Below are 17216 nucleotides of genomic sequence, written 5' to 3'. Positions count from 1 at the left end.
TCCTCGGGGCCTACAGAAAGCAACATTCTTCCCGTTTCAGGGTAAGAACGCCATCGCCTTGTTCGGTACATGAGTAAAGTAAGCAGCTGGCTCTCTGACGGAACGACGCCCACATGACACAACGACTTCCTGCCCGCCTGCTCAACACGATGGGCAAGCTGTTGCGCGAGGCCTGGACGGTCTATTGGACCCTGCTCAAGGTGATGGTGCCGGCACTGCTGATCGTGAAGGCACTCGAAATGCTGGGCATGACCGAGCTGCTCGGCCACTGGCTCTCGCCACTGATGGCGCCGCTGGGGCTGCCCGAGCCGCTGAGCGTGGTGTGGGCCGCCACACTGCTGACCAACATCTACACAGGCTTGGTCATCTTCTTCGAAGTCACGCGGGATACGCCGCTGACCGTGGCGCAGGTGACGGTGCTGGGTGCGCTGATGGCCGTGGGGCACTCGCTGCCGATAGAGGGGGCCGTGGCGCGCATGGCCGGCGTGCCCTGGTGGCTGACCGTGCTGCTGCGAGTCGGCGGGGCCTGGCTGTTGGGTTGGCTGCTGCACCTGAGCTATTCGCTGGGCGACTGGCTTCAGCACGCCAACCATGTGGTGTGGGAGCCTTCCGCCCAGGAGGCGACCCTGGTGGCCTGGCTGCAGGGGCAGGCCACGACGCTAGCGACCATCTTCGTGGTAATTCTTGCGCTGATGAGTTTGCTCAGGCTGCTGCACTGGCTGGGCGTCGAACGGCTGATCCACAAGCTGCTCTACCCGCTGCTGCAGCTGCTGGGCATCGGCCCGGCAGCGGCCAATATCACCGTGATCGGCATAACGCTCGGGCTCAGCTTCGGCGCGGGCCTGCTTCTGCGCGAGGCGCATTCGGGCCGCTTGACCCCGCGGGACATCGTGCTCACGCTCTGCTTCCTCGGCCTCTGCCATAGCCTGATCGAGGATACGTTGCTGATCATGCTGATGGGGGCGGACCTCTCCGGCCTGCTGTGGGCACGGCTCGGCTTCGCGCTGGTTGTCATCGCCATACTGGCCAGGCTGCCGTGGCTGAAGCGGGCTCAGATGCCTGCCTGGATATATATCGAAAAAACGATGCCGAAACGGGAGCAGAATCCTTGAAGAGGGGCTTCCAGTCAGACAGCCGCCGGCGCGCCAACGCCGACTGCTCCACCGCTGGAAGCGTGCGCTTCGTCAAGGAGCCACTGCCTGAATGCCAATAAGCGCGGGTCGAACTGGCCGCTTTCGGGATAGACCAGGTAGTAGGCAAACGCCGGCATCACTGCGAGTTCTATGTCGAACAGCGTCACCAGGCGGCCCTGGCGGAGCTCGCTCTCTATCATGGCCGGTTCGGCAAGGCCCACGGCGCCGCCTTCGAGCACGGCTTGCACGACATGGCTCGCCTCGGAGAAGGCCACGCAGTGGCTGGGGTCGAAATCGTCGATGCCAGCCGCCGCCATCCACATGGGCCAATTCGGCCAGGCCTGGCCGCCGACATGACAATCTACATGACACAGTGTGTGGTTCAGCAGGTCCCTGGGTGCCTTCAGATCGGGACCGGCCTCGAGCAGTGCCGGGCTGCAGACGGGCACCACCGTTGTCTCGAACAGGCGAGCCGATCGGGTGCCGAGGTACCCACCGCTACCAAATCGAATGGCGACGTCCACGTCATCGAGTTCGAAATCCCTGACCTCATCGGTAATGTCGAATGTCAGCTCCAGGGATGGAACGGCCTCCCTGAGGCGGGAGAGGCGGGGCAGCAGCCAGTTCGTTGCGAACCTGGCCCCGAGCGAGAGGCGTAGCACTGATGAGCCGCGAGCCATCTTGCGTGCACGCCCCGCAGCACGCTGCAGGGTTTCCAATGCATCACCTGCGGCCTCAAAAAATATCGTTCCAGCAGGTGTGAGCCGAATGCTGCGACTGGAGCGGACGAACAGCTCCATACCCATTTGCCCTTCCATCTCCTTGATCTGGTAGCTGACCGCAGCAGGCGTCAGCCCCACTTCCTCCGCTGCGCGGGTGAAGTTCAAGTGCCTGCCGGCGGCTTCGAAAGTTCTCAGTGCCCGGGTGCCAGGCAGCAGTCGCTTGCTCATGATCTTCAAGCCAAATTTGATGGTTTATCGAGAAGTACTCGTTTCCCAAGGAGGTGTCAACGAAGCACTATCAAGCGAACCTTGGAAATATGGAGCGGCGATATGACGACGAACCGGGAAACCTACGTGGTGCAGCGAAATGGCCTTGAGGCCACGGCAAGCGAACTCTCGCCGCTTGCCTTCGCGGGCTACGCTCACTTCACGGCCATGCAGGTACGTGGCGGCAAGATCCGTGGCCTCGATCTGCATCTGGAACGGCTGCGCTTTGCATCGCGAGAGCTGTTTGGCCAGGCGATTGCCGACGACAAGATCCGTCGCTATTTGCGAAAGGCAGTGGAGGCCGGCCCTGCCGATCTCTCGCTTCTGGCCACGCTGTATTCGCCTGCGGGGGAGTTTACTGTAGCTGGCCCTGAGGTAATTCCTGAGGTTCTGGTGCGCACGGCACCGCCTTCGTCGGGCCCGCAGGGTCCGCTGGCGCTGGCAACGTTCGAGTACGAGCGTGAATTACCAGCCGTGAAGCACGTGGGGGAGGTGGCCAAGACCTACTACTTGCGCAAGGCCGTCGAGCAGGGCTACGACGATGCAGCTTTTCTGGATAGGGCAGGGCGGCTCAGCGAAGGCACGATCTGGAACCTCGCCTTCTGGGATGGTGCCGCCGTGGTATGGCCGCAGGCGGAGATGCTGTTGGGCACCACCATGGGCATTGTGCGTCGGCAACTGCAGCGTCTTGGCATTCCCCAGCGTACCCAGGCGGTAACACTATCGGATCTATCCTCGCTGACAGGGGCCGTGGTGATGAACTCATGGACGCCTGGCATCGCCGTCAACCGGATCGGCCCGGTATCGCTGCCGGAGGCGCCGGAATTTCTCGCCCTGCTGCACGAGGCCTATCAAGCCGAGCCGCTCGAGTCGCCCTGATGAGGCAGCTCATCTCCTTGCCAGGAAATACCGCTGTTGGAGCGCCGCTCCGCGTCGCGACTGGCGCCGGAAGGCGCCTTGGCGGAGGCTGCCAAGGTCCGTGATTATTGCCATCGCAGGCAACACCGCCGGGAGGCTTTCAGCCTCCAGTCGCCGATGCGTCGGACCGGAGCTGAAGCTTCCTCCTACAAGATGGTAAATGCCTGCAGTGGCAGGATAAATCAGCTGTTGGAGCGCCCGGTTCGGCGTTCCGACTCCGCGTCGCGACTGGCGCGGAATTTGACATTGGGCATGGCACTGTCTGGGTAAACGGCGATTGTGGCTATATTGCCATTTGGATCAGTGTGTTAGAAGACTTCCAAGGGGCCGGTCTCACGGATTCAGTTAGACTTGGCATCCTTATGTCGCACAGAGTGGCGCAGCAAGGAATAGCTGCAGGATCTCGTTCGACCCTGCAGCTTGTAGTGTGTTTCGACTCGAAGGACTCGGCGCAAAGCCCTTATGAAAGCTCTGAGGTTGCGATGACTGGCCAGTTTGCAGTGGCTGCGCGCTCGGCTAGGATGGTGCCGGTCCCTACTGCGACCGGGTGGCCGACGACATTAAGCATGGGCAGATCTGAAAGATCATCACCGAATGCATAACAGCGGCTCGGAGATGCGACATGGTGCTGAAGAAAGCCCTGAACTGCTAAGGCTTTTCCCATGCCAATAGTCTGCGGAGCCATAATGTTGCCGGTATATAGTCCGTCTTCTCCAACTTCGAGATTAGTTGCAAGAATATGAGGAACTTCCAGTGTACGCGCTATTGGTTCGAGAAGGGCATTGAAAGAGCCCGAAACGAAAACTGGAATGACCCCTTCGCCTTGCAACCGCTGCAGTTCTTCTACCACTGGCGCGACGAAGAGGTCCTCTGGACGCGCCAGACGATCCGTCGCCCAATCCGACCCGGCACTGTCGAGCAATTGTGGGACGACTCCTGTGAAATAACGGTAATAAGCGCTGTTGAGTTCCTCCCTGGTACGACCCTCTGAAAACATGCGGGCGAATGCAGCCTCGAAGTCATCGTGTAACTGAGGGCGATGCCAAACTTCGTAACACCAGAAGTGGTAGAAGTCGAACATGCTTTTTATATGGATTAGGGTGTCGTCAACGTCGAAAAAAGCAAATCGGAGTTCGTTTTTCATTATTCTGTCTCCTCGTCATAAGACTTTCGACGACTTCGGGTCTGGAAGGTGGGATCGGAGCCCAACACTCCTGCATCAGTCCATCGGTACGGCTCGACTTCGGTCAGGTAGGCACTTATCTTATCGAGCGGAACTCCAGTGACACGGTGCATCGCGGCGGTAACCTCTTCGAGAAGCGACTGGGCCTTCTCCTGATCTGCCATCTTGAAAGTGGAGATATGAATAATAGGCATAGTATTTCCTCCCTATATCAGGCTTGAGTAGTGATGAAGTCGTCGAACATTGGCTTTCGAAATTTAAGTTGGGCATGGATGTCCCCGCCCAGCCCATAGCGACCAATCGCACCCCCGTGGCTCATCTGATAGCTCATCCAAAGTACCACCACATTGACGATACGATTCGCACCCGCGGTGTCTGGCGATGGGAACGGATTCGGCAGAACGACGTCATACTGCGCAGCCCCCTTGTAGTTGGTCACGAAGACATTGGGCACACCCAGTGGGCCGGGGCGTGTTGGCCTAGCGGGGTTTAGGTCATGCTTACGCAGGCTCATGATTGTATAGAGTGAGCGCGGTAGTAACCCTTCAAACCGGAAGGAGAAGCGACCGGCGCGCCGGTTCTCTACCAGCTCAACGGTGAGCTCACCTCGGGCACGTGTCCAAACTGCTAGGGTCACAGGGCCCTGCAGCTGACGGCCATGTTCTGGCCTCAAGTCGGGAATCGGAACCTCATGAAAAGCAAAGCTCGGCCGGCTATCGGAAATGGCGTGAGGGTATTGCTCTGGTGCGAAGAGCATCGGGTAGTTGGTACACGGTAGAGGCAATGGCAGTGTGTGTAGCACCTTGCCCGCAATGTGGTCGGGTATAGGGTCATCGAAGCTTTCGACGATCTCGTAGGGCGTCATGCAGCCGAAAGGCGGTACCACACTATTCGCTGAGACGATCGCGCGGCCCCATCGAGTCTCGCACCCGCCTTCAGCAGTGGGGCGGTTGATAGCGCCGATGACGATAAAATTACCGTTTTCGTCCATTACCTCACTGGGTGGGTATAGGGGGCCTTGCGTCGTTAGGTCGAGCTCGTAGGTCTGTTTTTGCATCCTGGCCTTCTCACGAATGGGTCGGGATACAGGGCCCCGACCTGCGGCATTCAAGCATCTCACTCCGCGACGACGGTCGAGGCCGGCTGTTGGAACTCGCTAAGGAACACCTTGACCGCGTCTCTCGCCAGAGCAGCCTCACGCTCCGAGATGATCCGGTTGGGATAGACCGTGAATGAGATAGTAGATCTCGTGCGTATCTCTCCACCCTGGATGATCTCGATCTCCACTGAGAATTTTTTGCGGCGTTCGTTGATGTCCTTCGAGACTACCCGGTAATCAATATGCGAGCGGATCGGGAAGACGAACCCCATGAACTCAGTTGTCATGGAGTTGATGACAAAGTAGGCACTATCCTCGCCCTCATCTTGAAAGAAGGCTTCAGTCACTGCCAGGAAAGCTTGGCGTGACGCCTCGACCAACACCATACCCTGAACGTGCTGTCCAGTCTGGTGATCCCTCATCAGCTCGGAATTCTCGTCGATGCAGAGATCCATTCGGAAACGGTTCTCGTCCAGCTGATGCGGAGCGCCTATTAACGTGTTGTGGGGGAGTCGCTTGTGGGATAGGCAAGGCTTGGCGGGGCGAGGGCGGGATGCGAGTGCGGAAACGTCCCAGCGATGCGATGAGGTGTGCTGAGCATTGATCTTGGTGGTTAGCTCTACTATATCGTTATCTGAGATGCCCAAACCCGGTATCAGCTTCAGTGTCCCGGGAATAATATGCTCGGGAACTTCGAGCATAGCGTTGAGCTGACTCACAGTTATGGCCTTCTTGTCGGCAGTAAAGTCGACAAACTTGTCCGAAACAAGAATTAAAGTTTCGCAGTTCATGAGAATCTCCTAGAAGTTTGCCAGTTCCCGTTAGGCCCCAAGTGGGGTAGCGCCCGGTAGATCTTAGTGTAAAGACCGTCTGAGCCACCGGTGATATATCGGTCGCCAGCCTGCTGGACGATTTCGCGATAGCGATCCGAGGCAAACACCGCGTTGTAGCTTTCCGGGTCCGCTGAGAATCCTGAGACGAACATCACACCGGGCTGTCCGCTGACCACTGAGTGATACGCTAGGAAGACTTGAACCTCGTCTGCACTGCGCACCACGTCGAAGATCGTCTCTTCGCGCCACTGCCGGTACCCGTCCATCGCCTCTGGCTTGACCTCGACATGTCGTAACTGGATGTAGGGGGTTGCCGGCAGCAGTGTGGCGATATCCTTCGGTGCTTCAACGAAATCCAGCAGCTCACGTCGTACGTCCCCGACGAGATGCTCTGCGACGTTCTGCGCAACCGGCATGGTTGTGGCAGTCAAGGCGCTAAGTTCGAGTTTGGCTTCGAGCGCCCGAAGTTCTACCACCTCGGCCTCGTCGAGTGAGACAAAGATGCGAGACACTTCACTCTCGCCTAGCGTGGTGGCGAGTGTTTCTGCCTGACCGGGTTTGACGGAGTACCTGGAAATCAAGAGGATTTGAGAAGGCATAAGTCTCTCCATGACGAATCGTTTCAGCTAAGTGGGGCACTCAACGGGAATTGAATGCTGAAACTCGTCAATTCCGTCGAGTCGCCAGAGACAGGTTGCGACTTTCAGAAAGGGCAGTCTTTAGCAAATTCCCTTAATTTGATTTCCAGAAATGGAAAATATTAATGGCTGACAGCCATAAGCAGCCAAATCAAGGGGTAGGAAGGAGGGCGGGCTGGGGAGACCGGTGCGTCGCTTACCCGCTCAGCCGCTCGCGATTTCGGATCACCAGGTCCGTGAGGAAGTCGGCCAGTGCTCTGATGCGCCGCGATCTTGCAAGGTCTGTTTGGATGACGAGATAGATTGGCTGGTCGACCCCGATGTCCGAGGCAACGCAGAACAGCCCCACATCGCGAGCGATGAAGTGAGGTAGCACCGCAAGCCCGAGCCCCGCCTTAGCTGCCGCCACCTGTGCGGCAAGTGAGGTGGTGGTCAGCGCGGGCTTGCGCCCACGTAGGATTCGCTCCACCCATTGTGCGGCAGGCAGGTGCGACTGCATCTCGCCCCAGGTGATGAAGGCATCCGTGTCATAGTCGCCCAGGTCGGGGTTGGCCTCGCGCTGTGACGCGTAGTCGGGGCTGCAATAAAGCCCGTACCCCAAGGTGCCGAGACGGCGTAGCGTGACATTCCCCCGTTCGGGTCGGACCATCCGCACCGCAAGATCGGCATCTCGTCGATGTAGGTTAGTGGTCGAGATGTCGGTCACGACTTCAACCAACAGCTCGGGGTATTGCGCACGAAACTCCGGGAGCGCCGGCATTATCAACTCGGTAGCCAGATTTTCGGCCGTGGCCAGGCGCACCTGGCCACTCATCTGCGCTTGAGTGTCCGCGCCCGAGGTGAAGGCTTGCGCAGCCGCTTCCAGGGCTTCGGCTTTCTCTATGAGATCGGCACCGTCCTCGGTCAACTGGTAGCCCGATTGCTGGCGTACGAAGAGTGGGAGATTCAGTGCAGCCTCGAGCCGCTCGATACGCCGTGAGAGTGTCGCGATGCCCAGATTGAGCTCCACCGCAGCGGCGCTCAGCGTACCGCGGCGCGCCACGGCAAGAAATGCGCGGGTGTCGTCCCAGACCAAGCCCCGGCGCATATCGTTTCCGATAATGGAAATCCTTTTGCCAGTATCGTTCGTTTTTTCCATTTTTCGATTCTGTCACGCTGCAGTCCGAATCATCAAGGAGGCAGACATGGAAAAACGAACGCTTGGCAACGACCTCTCGGTTTCGGCCATCGGGTTGGGCTGCATGGGGATGAGCGAGTTTTATGGGCCCCGCGATGACAGTGAGTCGTTACGCGTGCTGGAGCGGGCCGTCGAGCTTGGTGTCGACTTTTTCGACACGGCAGACATGTACGGGCCGCATCACAACGAAGAACTGATCGGTAGCTTTCTGGCGCGCAACAAGGCTCAGGTTCGTATTGCGAGCAAGTTTGGCATCGTACGCAACCCCGGGGAATACAAGCGTAGCTTGGAAAACAGTGCTGGCTATGCACGCAAGGCCTGTGAAGCTTCGCTTCGCCGGCTCGGTGTTGAGCAAATCGATCTTTACTACGTCCATCGCATCAATCCCGAAGAACCGATCGAAGAGACGATTGGCGGACTCGAGCGACTTGTCCAGTCAGGCAAGATCGCCCGCATTGGCCTGTGTGAGGTCAGCGCCGCAACGCTGCGCCGGGCTCATGCGGTACACCCGATCACCGCGGTGCAGACCGAATATTCGCTCTGGGCCCGCGAAGTAGAGCAGGAGGTGCTGCCAACCTGCCGTGAGTTGGGTATCGGCTTCGTACCCTATTCTCCACTCGGCCGCGGGTTCCTGACCGGTCGGTTTCAGGACACCGCCGAGCTCGACCATGGTGACTTCCGTGCCCATCTGCCGCGTTTCGCAGAGGAGGCGATTGGTACCAACCGTCGGATCGCCGACGTGATCGCCGAACTGGCCGAGCAGAAGGGCTGCACTCCGGCCCAGCTCTCGCTGGCCTGGCTCTTGGCACAAGGGCCCGACATCGTGCCGATCCCAGGCACCAAGCAGCTGCACTACCTCGAAGAGAATGTCGCCGCAGCGAATATCAGGCTTAGCGTCGAGGAGCAGCGGCAACTCGGAACGGCCACGGCGTTGCTGCCGGTGGTAGGCGAACGCTACACCTCGGAAGGCATGAAAGGGGTGAACGTATGAGTGCTACACCCACTGATCGTCGCACCCAGGCGTTAGCCCTACTCGAATGGCTCGAGCCAGGCGCACCTGAACGCGTTGCGGAAAACCTCGATGGGTTTCATGGCGATGCGACCGAGATACTGCTGGGGTTCGCGTTTACCGACGTGGTGGCCCGTGAAGGGATACCACTGAAGGCCCGGGAAATGCTCACCATCGCTATGCTGGCTGCAATGGGGACGGCCCCTGGCCAGCTCGAGTTTCACATGCGCGCCGCATTGAATACCGGGGTGACTCGCGAAGAGATTGTCGAGATCGTCCTGCAGGTGGCGGTCTATGCGGGCATCCCTGCATCGATGAATGCCATCACAGCGGCGAAATCCGCCTTCACGTCCGTCTAGTTCGACGGCCAGAGCAAAAGGAGGTTGACATGTCTGCACAAAAAACGACCTGGCGCGACTGGGTTGCCGTAACGGCCCTTGGCGTCGGTTGTTTCACTATCGTTACCACGGAGCTGGCGCCGATCGGGCTGCTCTCTAATATCGGGAGTGATTTCGGGGTGCCTACCTCGCAGGCGGGGCTGATCGTGACTCTCTATGCCTGGATCGCTGTCGCTGCGGCGCTGTTTTCTGCTGTCGTGCTATCCCGCATGCCACGGCGTCCACTCCTGGTGGCTCTGATGCTAATCCTGGCGCTATCCAGTGGAGTTGCCGCCATGGCCGAGACGTTCCCTGCGCTCATGGGGGCGCGCGTGATCGGTGCGCTGGCGCATGGCGCCTTCTGGGCAATGATCGGTACCATTGGCGCGCAGATCGTGCCGCCCCATCGCGTTGGCCTGGCCACGTCGATCATCTTCGGCGGTGTCTCAGCTGCCAGCGTCCTAGGTGTACCGCTGGCCAATCTGATTGGCACCCTCGATGGCTGGCGTGCCGCCTTTACTGCTGTCGCGGCATTGTCCTTTGGCGTCGCTGCGGTGTGCTTCACCACCTTGCCTAAGTTGCCAGGGGTCGAAGGTGTCGGTGTCGCTGCCATGGGGCGCGTTCTGTCGAACCCGCGCTTCCTTGGCATCTTTGCCGCCACTGCGCTTGTGGTCACCTCCCATTTCATGGCATTCACCTACATTGAGCCCTACCTTGCCGCGCAAAGCGATATCACGCCATCAGTGATCGCGCCGCTACTCCTTGCATTTGGTGGTGCTGGCCTGGCAGCCAATGTGGTGACCGGTAGCCTGATCGACTGCTGGCTCAAATCGGTTCTGGTGGTAGCCCTCTGCCTGGCTTCGGCGGTGTTGTGGCTGCTGTCGACGATGTCGGATGTAATGGGCCTGTGGGGCACGACGCTTATGCTGATCCTTTGGGGTGGAGCCATCGCTGCTGTTTTGGTGGGATTCCAGACTTGGATCCTCAAGGAAGCTGGTGATGACGCCCTGCCGGCCTCTGCAATCTATGTCGCCATCTTTAATGCGGCGATAGGTCTTGGCGCGGTGCTTGGCGCTATCGTGCTGTCGATGTCTGGGCTCGATGAAATCTTTCTGATTGCCGCCGTTGCGACTGTGCTGGGTACCGCCACTATCGCACTGATTTCTGGCCCTGCGGGAGTACCTGCCTCGGCGGAATAGGTCAAGTCCATCCTGGCAAAGCGGTGGGCCAGCCTTGCTGGCCTGCCGCGTTTATTGCCCCCTAGTTCGCCGCGGCCCCGGACGCTAGCCGTGACCAGGGCTTCGTGGTGGCCGAGAGGTCCAAGGCGCTACGCGGCAAGCACGTTGTCGACCGGATTGCCCTGGTGCAGGGTCGCCTTGGGAACGGGTCGGCCGCGCCGGCGCCACCTCGGTGATTTGAGGCAGAGCCGCTTCCTGCTATCGGCACACAGGCCGTTGGATTTCTTATCCTTCCGAGGGCGAAGTGCGACTATCGAGCATGTTTCCGAAGATCGTTGTGCCTCATGCCGTGTGCTTCGTTTCACTGTCAGTGGGAGGCGTGCCGATATTTGACGGCGTCCGTCGTCGTTGGTATCGCTCAGGGTGGAGGCGAACGCCAGGCCGGTGCACAGAGATAACGCCAGGGTAATGAACACCGCCATGGATACCATTACTGGGGATGGGGCTACCAGGACATTCGCGTCCGGTCGCTGCGTCCACGTGATGTACTGATCAACCGGTGTCTCGATGGTCACGTGGGCGAAGGTTGGAAAGATAAACAGCTGTCCGATTGCTATTGCGCGCAAGCCCGGCCGGTGCGCGGCCCACAGGGGGCATGAAAAAGGTTATTCGACGTTTCATGTGGATTTGGCCTGATCGATCAGCCGTCCTACTGGGCTGCCGATCTGTCGAGGAAGACCGTGACATAGCGCTGACCGCGTCGGGAGGCCGTTTCATCCACGCCGACGGTGGCCACGCTGGACAGAGCCAGCTCACCCAGCATGCGCCCCACGTAGTGGTGCACGATGCGCCACAGACGCTTGTCAGATATCTTCAACTGACGGGAGACGGCCAGCACCGGCATCTCCTTGACGAGCGACATGGCGGCCTGCTCGAACAGCAGAGTGAAGTCGCTGCCAGGGCGTGCCCAGGCACCTCGATGCGCTTGACGCCATGCTCCGGGCATTTGGTGCGCGACACCCGGGCATGCAGATAGCAGTGGTGCTGGAAGAAGTTCAAGTGCCGCCAGGTCCTATCGGCGAAGTCGTGAGCTGGACAGGCCTTGCCGCACTCCGGGCAGGGGTGGAGGCTGCCTCGCTTGGCCTCGACATAGAGGTCCAGGCGATGGGGTGATACGGAGGTATCCAGGTGCTGGTCCTTGAGAATCCAGGGCGCTTCAAGGCCCAGGCCGAGGGTCAGAATCTGGGTACCGTCCATGTCATGCCTCCTGTCGTCGTGGAGGCTCTATCGTGGCTCAACCCCGGGGCCAAATTCCACACCCAACGACGAAGAGCCCAATTGCAGCGTCTTGGCATTGCCCAGCGCACGCAGGCGGTAACACTATCGGATCTCTCCTCGCTGAAAGGGGCCGTGGTGATGAACTCCTGGACACCGGGTATTGCCGTTCATCGGATCGGCCCGGTATCGGTGCCGGTGGAGCCGACCTTTCTAGAACTGCTGCACGAGGCTTATCAGGCCGAGCCGCTCGAGTCGCCATGATGAGGCAGCTCATCGCCTTGCCAGAGAATACCGCTGTTGGAGCGCCCGGTTCGACGTTCCGACTTTACGTCGCGACTGGCGCCGCCAGGCGCCTGGGTTCTAGCGCCACTGGCGGAGAGCGGGCCCCACATCGCCGTTTGACGCCCCCATGGCGGCTAACTAGCTTGAATCGGCAAGCCCCGATAACAGCAAGAATAACCGTGATGGAGGCATCTCATGACTACCCCTCCCTGGCAGTACGACCGCCCCCGCGGATGGTTCCTGACAGGTGCTCTCTCGCTTACGTTGTTCATCGCACATTCCACCGCTCATGCCCAATCCAATGAGTCGGACACAATACCGCGGTTGGAATCCACAGAGTGCGTTACCGAAGCGCTCACAGAGCTGGGCGCCGATTGCTACACCTTTACGGCCACGAAAACTGGGACGAACCCGGCGACAATCGGATCCAGGTGCCGGTGGCAGTGATCGAGCCGGAAAGCGGTGAATCGGAAGAGGTGCCGGTGTTCTTCTTCCCTGGCGGGCCGGGCTACTCTTCGCTGGGCCTGCGCGACTACATGGAACAGCTGCGCAAGGATATCGGCAACCGCACGCTGGTGACCATGGATCACCGAGGCTTTATCCATAGCGAGCCGGCGCTGGAGTGCCCTGATTACGCGGCCGTGTCGCCTTACCACAACATCATCCACACACCGGCGATTGCCTCGTCGCTGAATCCGATGGAGCGCCTGGAAGCGATCACCAGCGAGGTGGAGGCGTGCTACGAGAAGCTCACCGACGAGGGCATCGACGTCGCCCAGTACAATCAATATGCCGTGGCGCGTGACGTCGACGAGATACGTCAGCTGCTGGAGTACGACGTCATTGACGCCTTCGGCTCCTCGACGGGCAGCGGCACCGTGCTCTCCTTCATCCAGTACCACCCGGACAGCATTCGCGCCGCGGTTCTTGGCTGGCCCTGGTTCAACCATTTGCGCAATCGAGCGCCCGTGGATGAGTTCTACACCGCCAAGCAGACCTTCACCGATACGCTGGCGCTGTGCGCCGCCGAGGACGAGGCGTGCCGCGAGATGTTGCCCAACTGGATGCTGGCGGTCGATCGGGCACGGCGCACCCTGGACGGCAGGCCCTACGTGGTCGATGTCGGGGGCGAGGCCGGCGATGGCGAAACGCTCTACTTCGACGGAGCCGCCTTCCTTGACACGCTCTACCTGATGCTGCCCGGGGCCTATGCTGATCTGCCCAGCCTGCTTGCCGACATCCAGGCGGGCGACTACACGCGGCTAGAGGCGTTCTTCCTCATCGAAGCGTACGACCCCGAACCGGAAGCCCCCAACTATGCACTGGGCTACTTCCTCGCCCATGTGTGCAACGACATGGGCCCGAATCGACCCACCCGCGAAGACTCGATCGCCGCGGTGCAGACCGAGCCGGCGATTCTGGGCTTCGAGCCCCCGTGGGTATGCGGCTGGTGGGGTGAAGACGGTAACGTGCCCGCGGAACATAACGATCCGCCAGTATCGGATACCCCGGCCCTGGCCATCCATGGCCAGATGGACCCCTGCTGCGGCACGCGCTGGAGCGAGCATGTTCGCAAGACCATGCCCAACCTGCAGTACGTCGAGTATCAAGGGCTGGGGCACAACCCTGTCAATGAGTGTCGCTCCACCATGATCAATGCCTTTCTCGACGCCCCGAACGAGCCTGTCGATGACAGCTGCAGGAACGAGGTGGAGCTGGAGCCCTGGGTGATCGAGCCGCCGCAATAGCGGGGCCGACTGCTTTGCAGACAGCACCCGCCGGTCTGGGACCAATGCCAGGCCGGCGGGCGCTATCTTGCGGCCGTGTTTGATAGAAGAAGCCAGCAACACTCAGAGTTAGCGGGTAAGTAAGCACTCGCGGGGGCGTCGGAAAGGCTAGCCGCCTCATTGGCTTCCTGGGGCTGAGCGACTTGATCCGTGGAAGCCGGTAACGGGAGCGATGACGCTGCCTGGCGCTTGATATAGCATAAAAGGTGGCCCGGCTTCGGATGGCCCCCTCCGGAATATCTGATTGAAAAACGTTGGGAGCCATAACCTGTGGCACTACCGATTACAACGAGAAGGCCATAGGTATATATGGAGCAACCGCAGACGATCGAGATAGGTCTCGTGCTGTATCCAGGGGCACAGCAGGCGGCTGTCCTGGACCTGTCCGATCTGTTCGGTGTTGCGAATCGTATGGCCTCGTCCCATCTTCAGAAATCCGAGTCGCCACTGAGGGTGACGCATTGGCAACAGAGCAATGCCGAGGCAGCACCGGAACGTATTTTCGATAGTGGTTCCGAGTTTGATAGTGGCTCTGAGGCTCCCTCCGTGCTGTCGGCACTGATCCTTCCACCTGCGCTGAGCGAGCCGGTCGGGGCGGATGACGTCCTGTCGCTGTCGGAGTGGCTGCGCGAACGCCATGCGGATGGCGTCGCCTTGGGGTCGGTCTGCGCCGGCGCCTTTCCGCTGGCGGCCACCGGCCTGATGGCGGGCCGCAAGATGACAACCCACTGGGCCTATGCCGAATTGCTGCAGCAGCGCTATCCCGACGTTCACGTGGATGCGGACCAGTTGATCATCGACGATGGTGATGTCATTACGGCCGGAGGGCTCATGGCCTGGACGGATCTGGGGCTAAGGCTTGTGGATCGGCTGCTGGGCCCCACGATCATGATCGAGACGGCACGCATGCTGCTGGTCGATCCTCCCGGCCGGGAACGGCGCTACTACAGTGTGTTTTCCCCTCGATTGACGCACGGTGATGCGGCAGTGCTCAAGGTACAGCACTGGCTGCAGGCGACCCAGGCCAAGGATGTGGCACTGCCCACCCTGGCTGCGGGTGGGCCGTGCCCGCGAGTTGCTGCAGTTCGGTAACGCCTCCATTGACCGCGTGGCCTGGGAAGTCGGCTATAGCGACCCCGGCGCCTTCCGCAAGGTGTTCACGCGCATCGTAGGGCTATCGCCCAGCGCCGGCAGATGGCTCGGCGCCCATTTCGTCAGCTGCTATCCTGCTAAAAGCGAGAGCAAAAGGAGGGCTCATGACCACACTGATCATCGGTGCCAATGGCCAGATCGGCCGCCAGCTTTGTGAGCTGGCAGAGCAGGCAGGCGAACCCATTCGGGCGATGATTCGCGATCCCGGACAGCAATCCTGGTTCCAGGAGCGTGACATCGACACCGTGATCGCCGACCTTGAAGGCGATCTCGAGCACGCCTTCGACGGTTGCGACCAGGTAGTCTTCACCGCTGGCTCTGGCCCCCATACCGGCCCCGACAAGACGTTGCTGATCGATCTTCACGGCGCCATACGTGCCGCTGCGCTTGCCAGCGAGAAAGGCGTATCGCGCTTCCTCATGGTCAGTGCCATGCGTGCAGAGAACCCGCTGGACGCCCCCGAAAAACTGCGCCCCTACATGGCCGCCAAGTTCGCTGCCGATGCCTATCTGCGCCTGGCCGGGGTGCCGCATGTGATCCTCAAGCCCGGGCGCCTGACCGACGAGCCGGCTACGCAACGGGTGGCCACCTCACTAGAGGAAGCTGGTGGCAACAACGAAGCCTCGCGTGCCAACGTCGCCCATGCCCTGCTGCACCTGATACAGGCACGGGAGCTGGTCGACCGCGAATTCGTTCTGCTCGATGGCCAGCGCGATATGGCTGAAGCTCTGCGCTGATCGGGCGCGATGAGCTCGTCTCCTTGCCAGAAAACACCGCTGTCGGAGCGCCCGGTTCGGCGTTCCGACTTTGCGTCGCGACTGGCGCCGATAGGCGCCCAGGTTTGGTTCTCTTGGCTAAAGCTTCCTGCACGGGAGTAGAATAAGCTAATCAATGTTAGGTACTGATGCGCCCGGTGCCTACCAAAAATCGCAGGGCGCGGTGAAGAAAACATGAAAATAATAATCGTTGCGGTGGCGCTGATGGTTTTTAGTAGCGCAGCTCTTGCTCATGGTGGTGGTTGCCGGAAGAGTTCGCCGCCTGGGCAATGTTGCCATATGGAAAATAGAACGGGTGTGGTTCACTGCCATTAAACGCTTGAGGAAAAGTGGCCCGGCTTAGGATGGCCGCTGCAGACAAAGATGGCTTCTTGATTGGTGCTGTGGCTGTGGTTGTATCAAGCTCAGTGCCGTACCCGTTTCTCACTTCCCGGCCGCGCGGACACATTGCCACGATAGTGATCACCGAACACTATCGTGGCAAAGGGCTGGGTCGAAAATTGATGGCCGTGGCTGAGGAATACGCGAAAGGGAAAGGTGCACAAGATATCAAGCTGGAAGTGATGGCCTTCAATACCAGAGCCGTGGGTTTTTATAGGGATTTGGGCTACGAGAACTTCTCTCACTGGCTGTCGAAGTCTTTATGAAGGGTCCACTCCTTCGGGCCGCCATCAAGCATGAGGCAACGATGCGTACGGAAAAGGAAAAAATGCTGGCCGATGAGCTTTACGACCCGCGCGATGCCGAGCAGCGCCGCGGCGGCCTGGAAGCCGCCAAGCTCATCACCCTCGGCGACGACGTCTGGATCGGCGGCGGGGCGATTCTATGCCCCGGTGTCACCATCGGTGCCCGCTCGGTCATCGGCGCCGGCAGCGTGGTGACCAAGGATATCCCCGAGGATGTGTTTGCCGGCGACAATCCCTGCCGGGTGATACGTTCTCTCGAGAATGAAGCATCCCGCTGAAAGGAGCGAGGCATGGTCACCGGCATCAACCATCTGACGCTTGCGGTGCGTGATCTCGAACGCTCATTCGCCTTCTACACACGCGTAGTGGGCCTCGAGCCGATCGTGAAGTGGGCGCAGGGGGCTTACCTGCTGGCCGGCGACGACTGGATCTGCCTGTCACTCGACGACGAGACGCGCTCCGGTCCATTGCCCGAATACACCCACGTGGCCTTCAGCGTCGATGCGGAAGCCTTTGCCGTATGCAGCGAGGCGATTCGCGAGCAGGGCACAACGATCTGGAAGGAAAACTGCAGCGAAGGCGATTCCCTGTACTTCCTCGATCCGGATGGCCACAAGCTAGAAATCCACTCGGGCAATCTCGAAAGTCGGCTGGCGGAACTGCGCAAAAGCCTCTATGAAGGATTGGAGTGGTACGTTTGAGAGGGTTAGAAGGTAAGTAA

At 59.9% G+C, this 17216-nt stretch carries 20 protein-coding genes and 1 pseudogene; 13 read left to right on the top strand and 8 right to left on the bottom strand.

Features of this window, described 5'->3' with window-relative positions:
* Positions 1-113: 113 nt before the first annotated feature.
* Positions 114-1112: a nucleoside recognition domain-containing protein gene (locus tag DU505_RS13870; protein ID WP_245947955.1), complete on the top strand. Its 999-nt coding sequence runs from the start codon at positions 114-116 to the stop codon at positions 1110-1112.
* 14 nt (positions 1113-1126) lie between these two features.
* On the opposite strand, the gene DU505_RS13865 is transcribed toward DU505_RS13870, so the two are convergent.
* Positions 1127-2083, bottom strand: coding sequence for a LysR substrate-binding domain-containing protein (locus DU505_RS13865; RefSeq protein WP_114479678.1), 957 nt, complete (start codon positions 2081-2083; stop codon positions 1127-1129).
* Between the two features lie 102 nt (positions 2084-2185).
* Between DU505_RS13865 and DU505_RS13860 the strand changes: the two genes are divergently transcribed.
* Positions 2186-3001: an aminotransferase class IV family protein gene (locus tag DU505_RS13860; RefSeq protein ID WP_114479586.1), complete on the top strand. Its 816-nt coding sequence runs from the start codon at positions 2186-2188 to the stop codon at positions 2999-3001.
* 499 nt (positions 3002-3500) lie between these two features.
* On the opposite strand, the gene DU505_RS13855 is transcribed toward DU505_RS13860, so the two are convergent.
* The 6 genes from DU505_RS13855 to DU505_RS13830 form a co-directional block, all read right to left on the bottom strand.
* Positions 3501-4184 carry an HAD family hydrolase gene (locus DU505_RS13855; protein WP_114479585.1) on the bottom strand — a complete coding sequence of 228 codons (684 nt, stop codon included), beginning with the start codon at positions 4182-4184 and terminating at the stop codon, positions 3501-3503.
* A complete protein-coding gene (locus DU505_RS13850) occupies positions 4184-4417 on the bottom strand; it encodes a tautomerase family protein (RefSeq protein WP_114479584.1) in 234 nt (77 codons plus the stop codon). Before DU505_RS13850 ends, DU505_RS13855 begins: the two co-directional genes overlap by 1 nt.
* Before the next feature lie 17 nt (positions 4418-4434).
* Positions 4435-5280, bottom strand: coding sequence for a hypothetical protein (locus DU505_RS13845; RefSeq protein WP_114479583.1), 846 nt, complete (start codon positions 5278-5280; stop codon positions 4435-4437).
* A gap of 59 nt (positions 5281-5339) precedes the next feature.
* Positions 5340-6113 carry an AfsA-related hotdog domain-containing protein gene (locus DU505_RS13840; RefSeq protein ID WP_114479582.1) on the bottom strand — a complete coding sequence of 258 codons (774 nt, stop codon included), beginning with the start codon at positions 6111-6113 and terminating at the stop codon, positions 5340-5342.
* Positions 6110-6754, bottom strand: a complete 645-nt coding sequence (locus tag DU505_RS13835; protein WP_114479581.1) for a hypothetical protein — start codon at positions 6752-6754, stop codon at positions 6110-6112. Before DU505_RS13835 ends, DU505_RS13840 begins: the two co-directional genes overlap by 4 nt.
* Before the next feature lie 235 nt (positions 6755-6989).
* On the bottom strand, positions 6990-7931 hold the full coding sequence (locus tag DU505_RS13830) for a LysR family transcriptional regulator (protein WP_114479580.1): 942 nt from the start codon (positions 7929-7931) through the stop codon (positions 6990-6992).
* Positions 7932-7977: 46 nt separating this feature from the next.
* Between DU505_RS13830 and DU505_RS13825 the strand changes: the two genes are divergently transcribed.
* The 3 genes from DU505_RS13825 to DU505_RS13815 are packed head-to-tail and all read left to right on the top strand — an operon-like array spanning position 7978 to position 10555.
* A complete protein-coding gene (locus DU505_RS13825; RefSeq protein ID WP_114479579.1) occupies positions 7978-8961 on the top strand; it encodes an aldo/keto reductase in 984 nt (327 codons plus the stop codon).
* Positions 8958-9338 (top strand): carboxymuconolactone decarboxylase family protein, encoded by a 381-nt coding sequence (locus tag DU505_RS13820; RefSeq protein WP_114479578.1) that lies wholly within the window; start codon positions 8958-8960, stop codon positions 9336-9338. Before DU505_RS13825 ends, DU505_RS13820 begins: the two co-directional genes overlap by 4 nt.
* A gap of 29 nt (positions 9339-9367) precedes the next feature.
* Complete coding sequence (locus DU505_RS13815; protein ID WP_114479577.1) at positions 9368-10555, top strand: MFS transporter; 1188 nt, start codon at positions 9368-9370, stop codon at positions 10553-10555.
* Positions 10556-11246: 691 nt separating this feature from the next.
* On the opposite strand, the pseudogene DU505_RS23130 reads toward DU505_RS13815, so the two are convergent.
* A pseudogene (locus tag DU505_RS23130) lies at positions 11247-11791 on the bottom strand (helix-turn-helix domain-containing protein); the annotation flags it as partial.
* Here DU505_RS23130 and DU505_RS22600 point away from each other — a divergent pair.
* The 8 genes from DU505_RS22600 (at position 11723) to DU505_RS13775 (ending at position 17196) form a co-directional block, all read left to right on the top strand.
* Entirely contained in the window at positions 11723-12073 is a 351-nt protein-coding gene (locus DU505_RS22600; protein ID WP_181872833.1) for an aminotransferase class IV, read from the top strand. The pseudogene DU505_RS23130 and the gene DU505_RS22600 sit on opposite strands and share 69 nt — an antisense overlap.
* A gap of 395 nt (positions 12074-12468) precedes the next feature.
* Positions 12469-13842, top strand: a complete 1374-nt coding sequence (locus DU505_RS13800) for an alpha/beta fold hydrolase (RefSeq protein ID WP_245947952.1) — start codon at positions 12469-12471, stop codon at positions 13840-13842.
* 585 nt (positions 13843-14427) lie between these two features.
* Positions 14428-14973 carry a GlxA family transcriptional regulator gene (locus DU505_RS22735; protein ID WP_220250727.1) on the top strand — a complete coding sequence of 182 codons (546 nt, stop codon included), beginning with the start codon at positions 14428-14430 and terminating at the stop codon, positions 14971-14973.
* Positions 14861-15190 carry a helix-turn-helix domain-containing protein gene (locus tag DU505_RS23125; RefSeq protein ID WP_422667036.1) on the top strand — a complete coding sequence of 110 codons (330 nt, stop codon included), beginning with the start codon at positions 14861-14863 and terminating at the stop codon, positions 15188-15190. The genes DU505_RS22735 and DU505_RS23125 overlap by 113 nt, the downstream gene beginning before the upstream one ends.
* Positions 15138-15770, top strand: coding sequence for an NAD(P)H-binding protein (locus tag DU505_RS13790; RefSeq protein ID WP_114479575.1), 633 nt, complete (start codon positions 15138-15140; stop codon positions 15768-15770). Before DU505_RS23125 ends, DU505_RS13790 begins: the two co-directional genes overlap by 53 nt.
* A 383-nt stretch (positions 15771-16153) precedes the next feature.
* Complete coding sequence (locus DU505_RS13785; protein ID WP_114479574.1) at positions 16154-16456, top strand: GNAT family N-acetyltransferase; 303 nt, start codon at positions 16154-16156, stop codon at positions 16454-16456.
* A 41-nt stretch (positions 16457-16497) separates the two neighbouring features.
* Entirely contained in the window at positions 16498-16773 is a 276-nt protein-coding gene (locus tag DU505_RS13780) for a DapH/DapD/GlmU-related protein (RefSeq protein WP_245947950.1), read from the top strand.
* A 12-nt stretch (positions 16774-16785) separates the two neighbouring features.
* A complete protein-coding gene (locus tag DU505_RS13775; protein WP_114479573.1) occupies positions 16786-17196 on the top strand; it encodes a fosfomycin resistance glutathione transferase in 411 nt (136 codons plus the stop codon).
* Positions 17197-17216: the final 20 nt, after the last annotated feature.

The sequence above is a fragment of the Billgrantia montanilacus genome (assembly GCF_003336675.1).
GTDB lineage: Bacteria > Pseudomonadota > Gammaproteobacteria > Pseudomonadales > Halomonadaceae > Halomonas > Halomonas montanilacus.
Note: the sequence above shows the minus strand (reverse complement) of the source record. Positions and strands in the feature narration are given on the sequence as shown.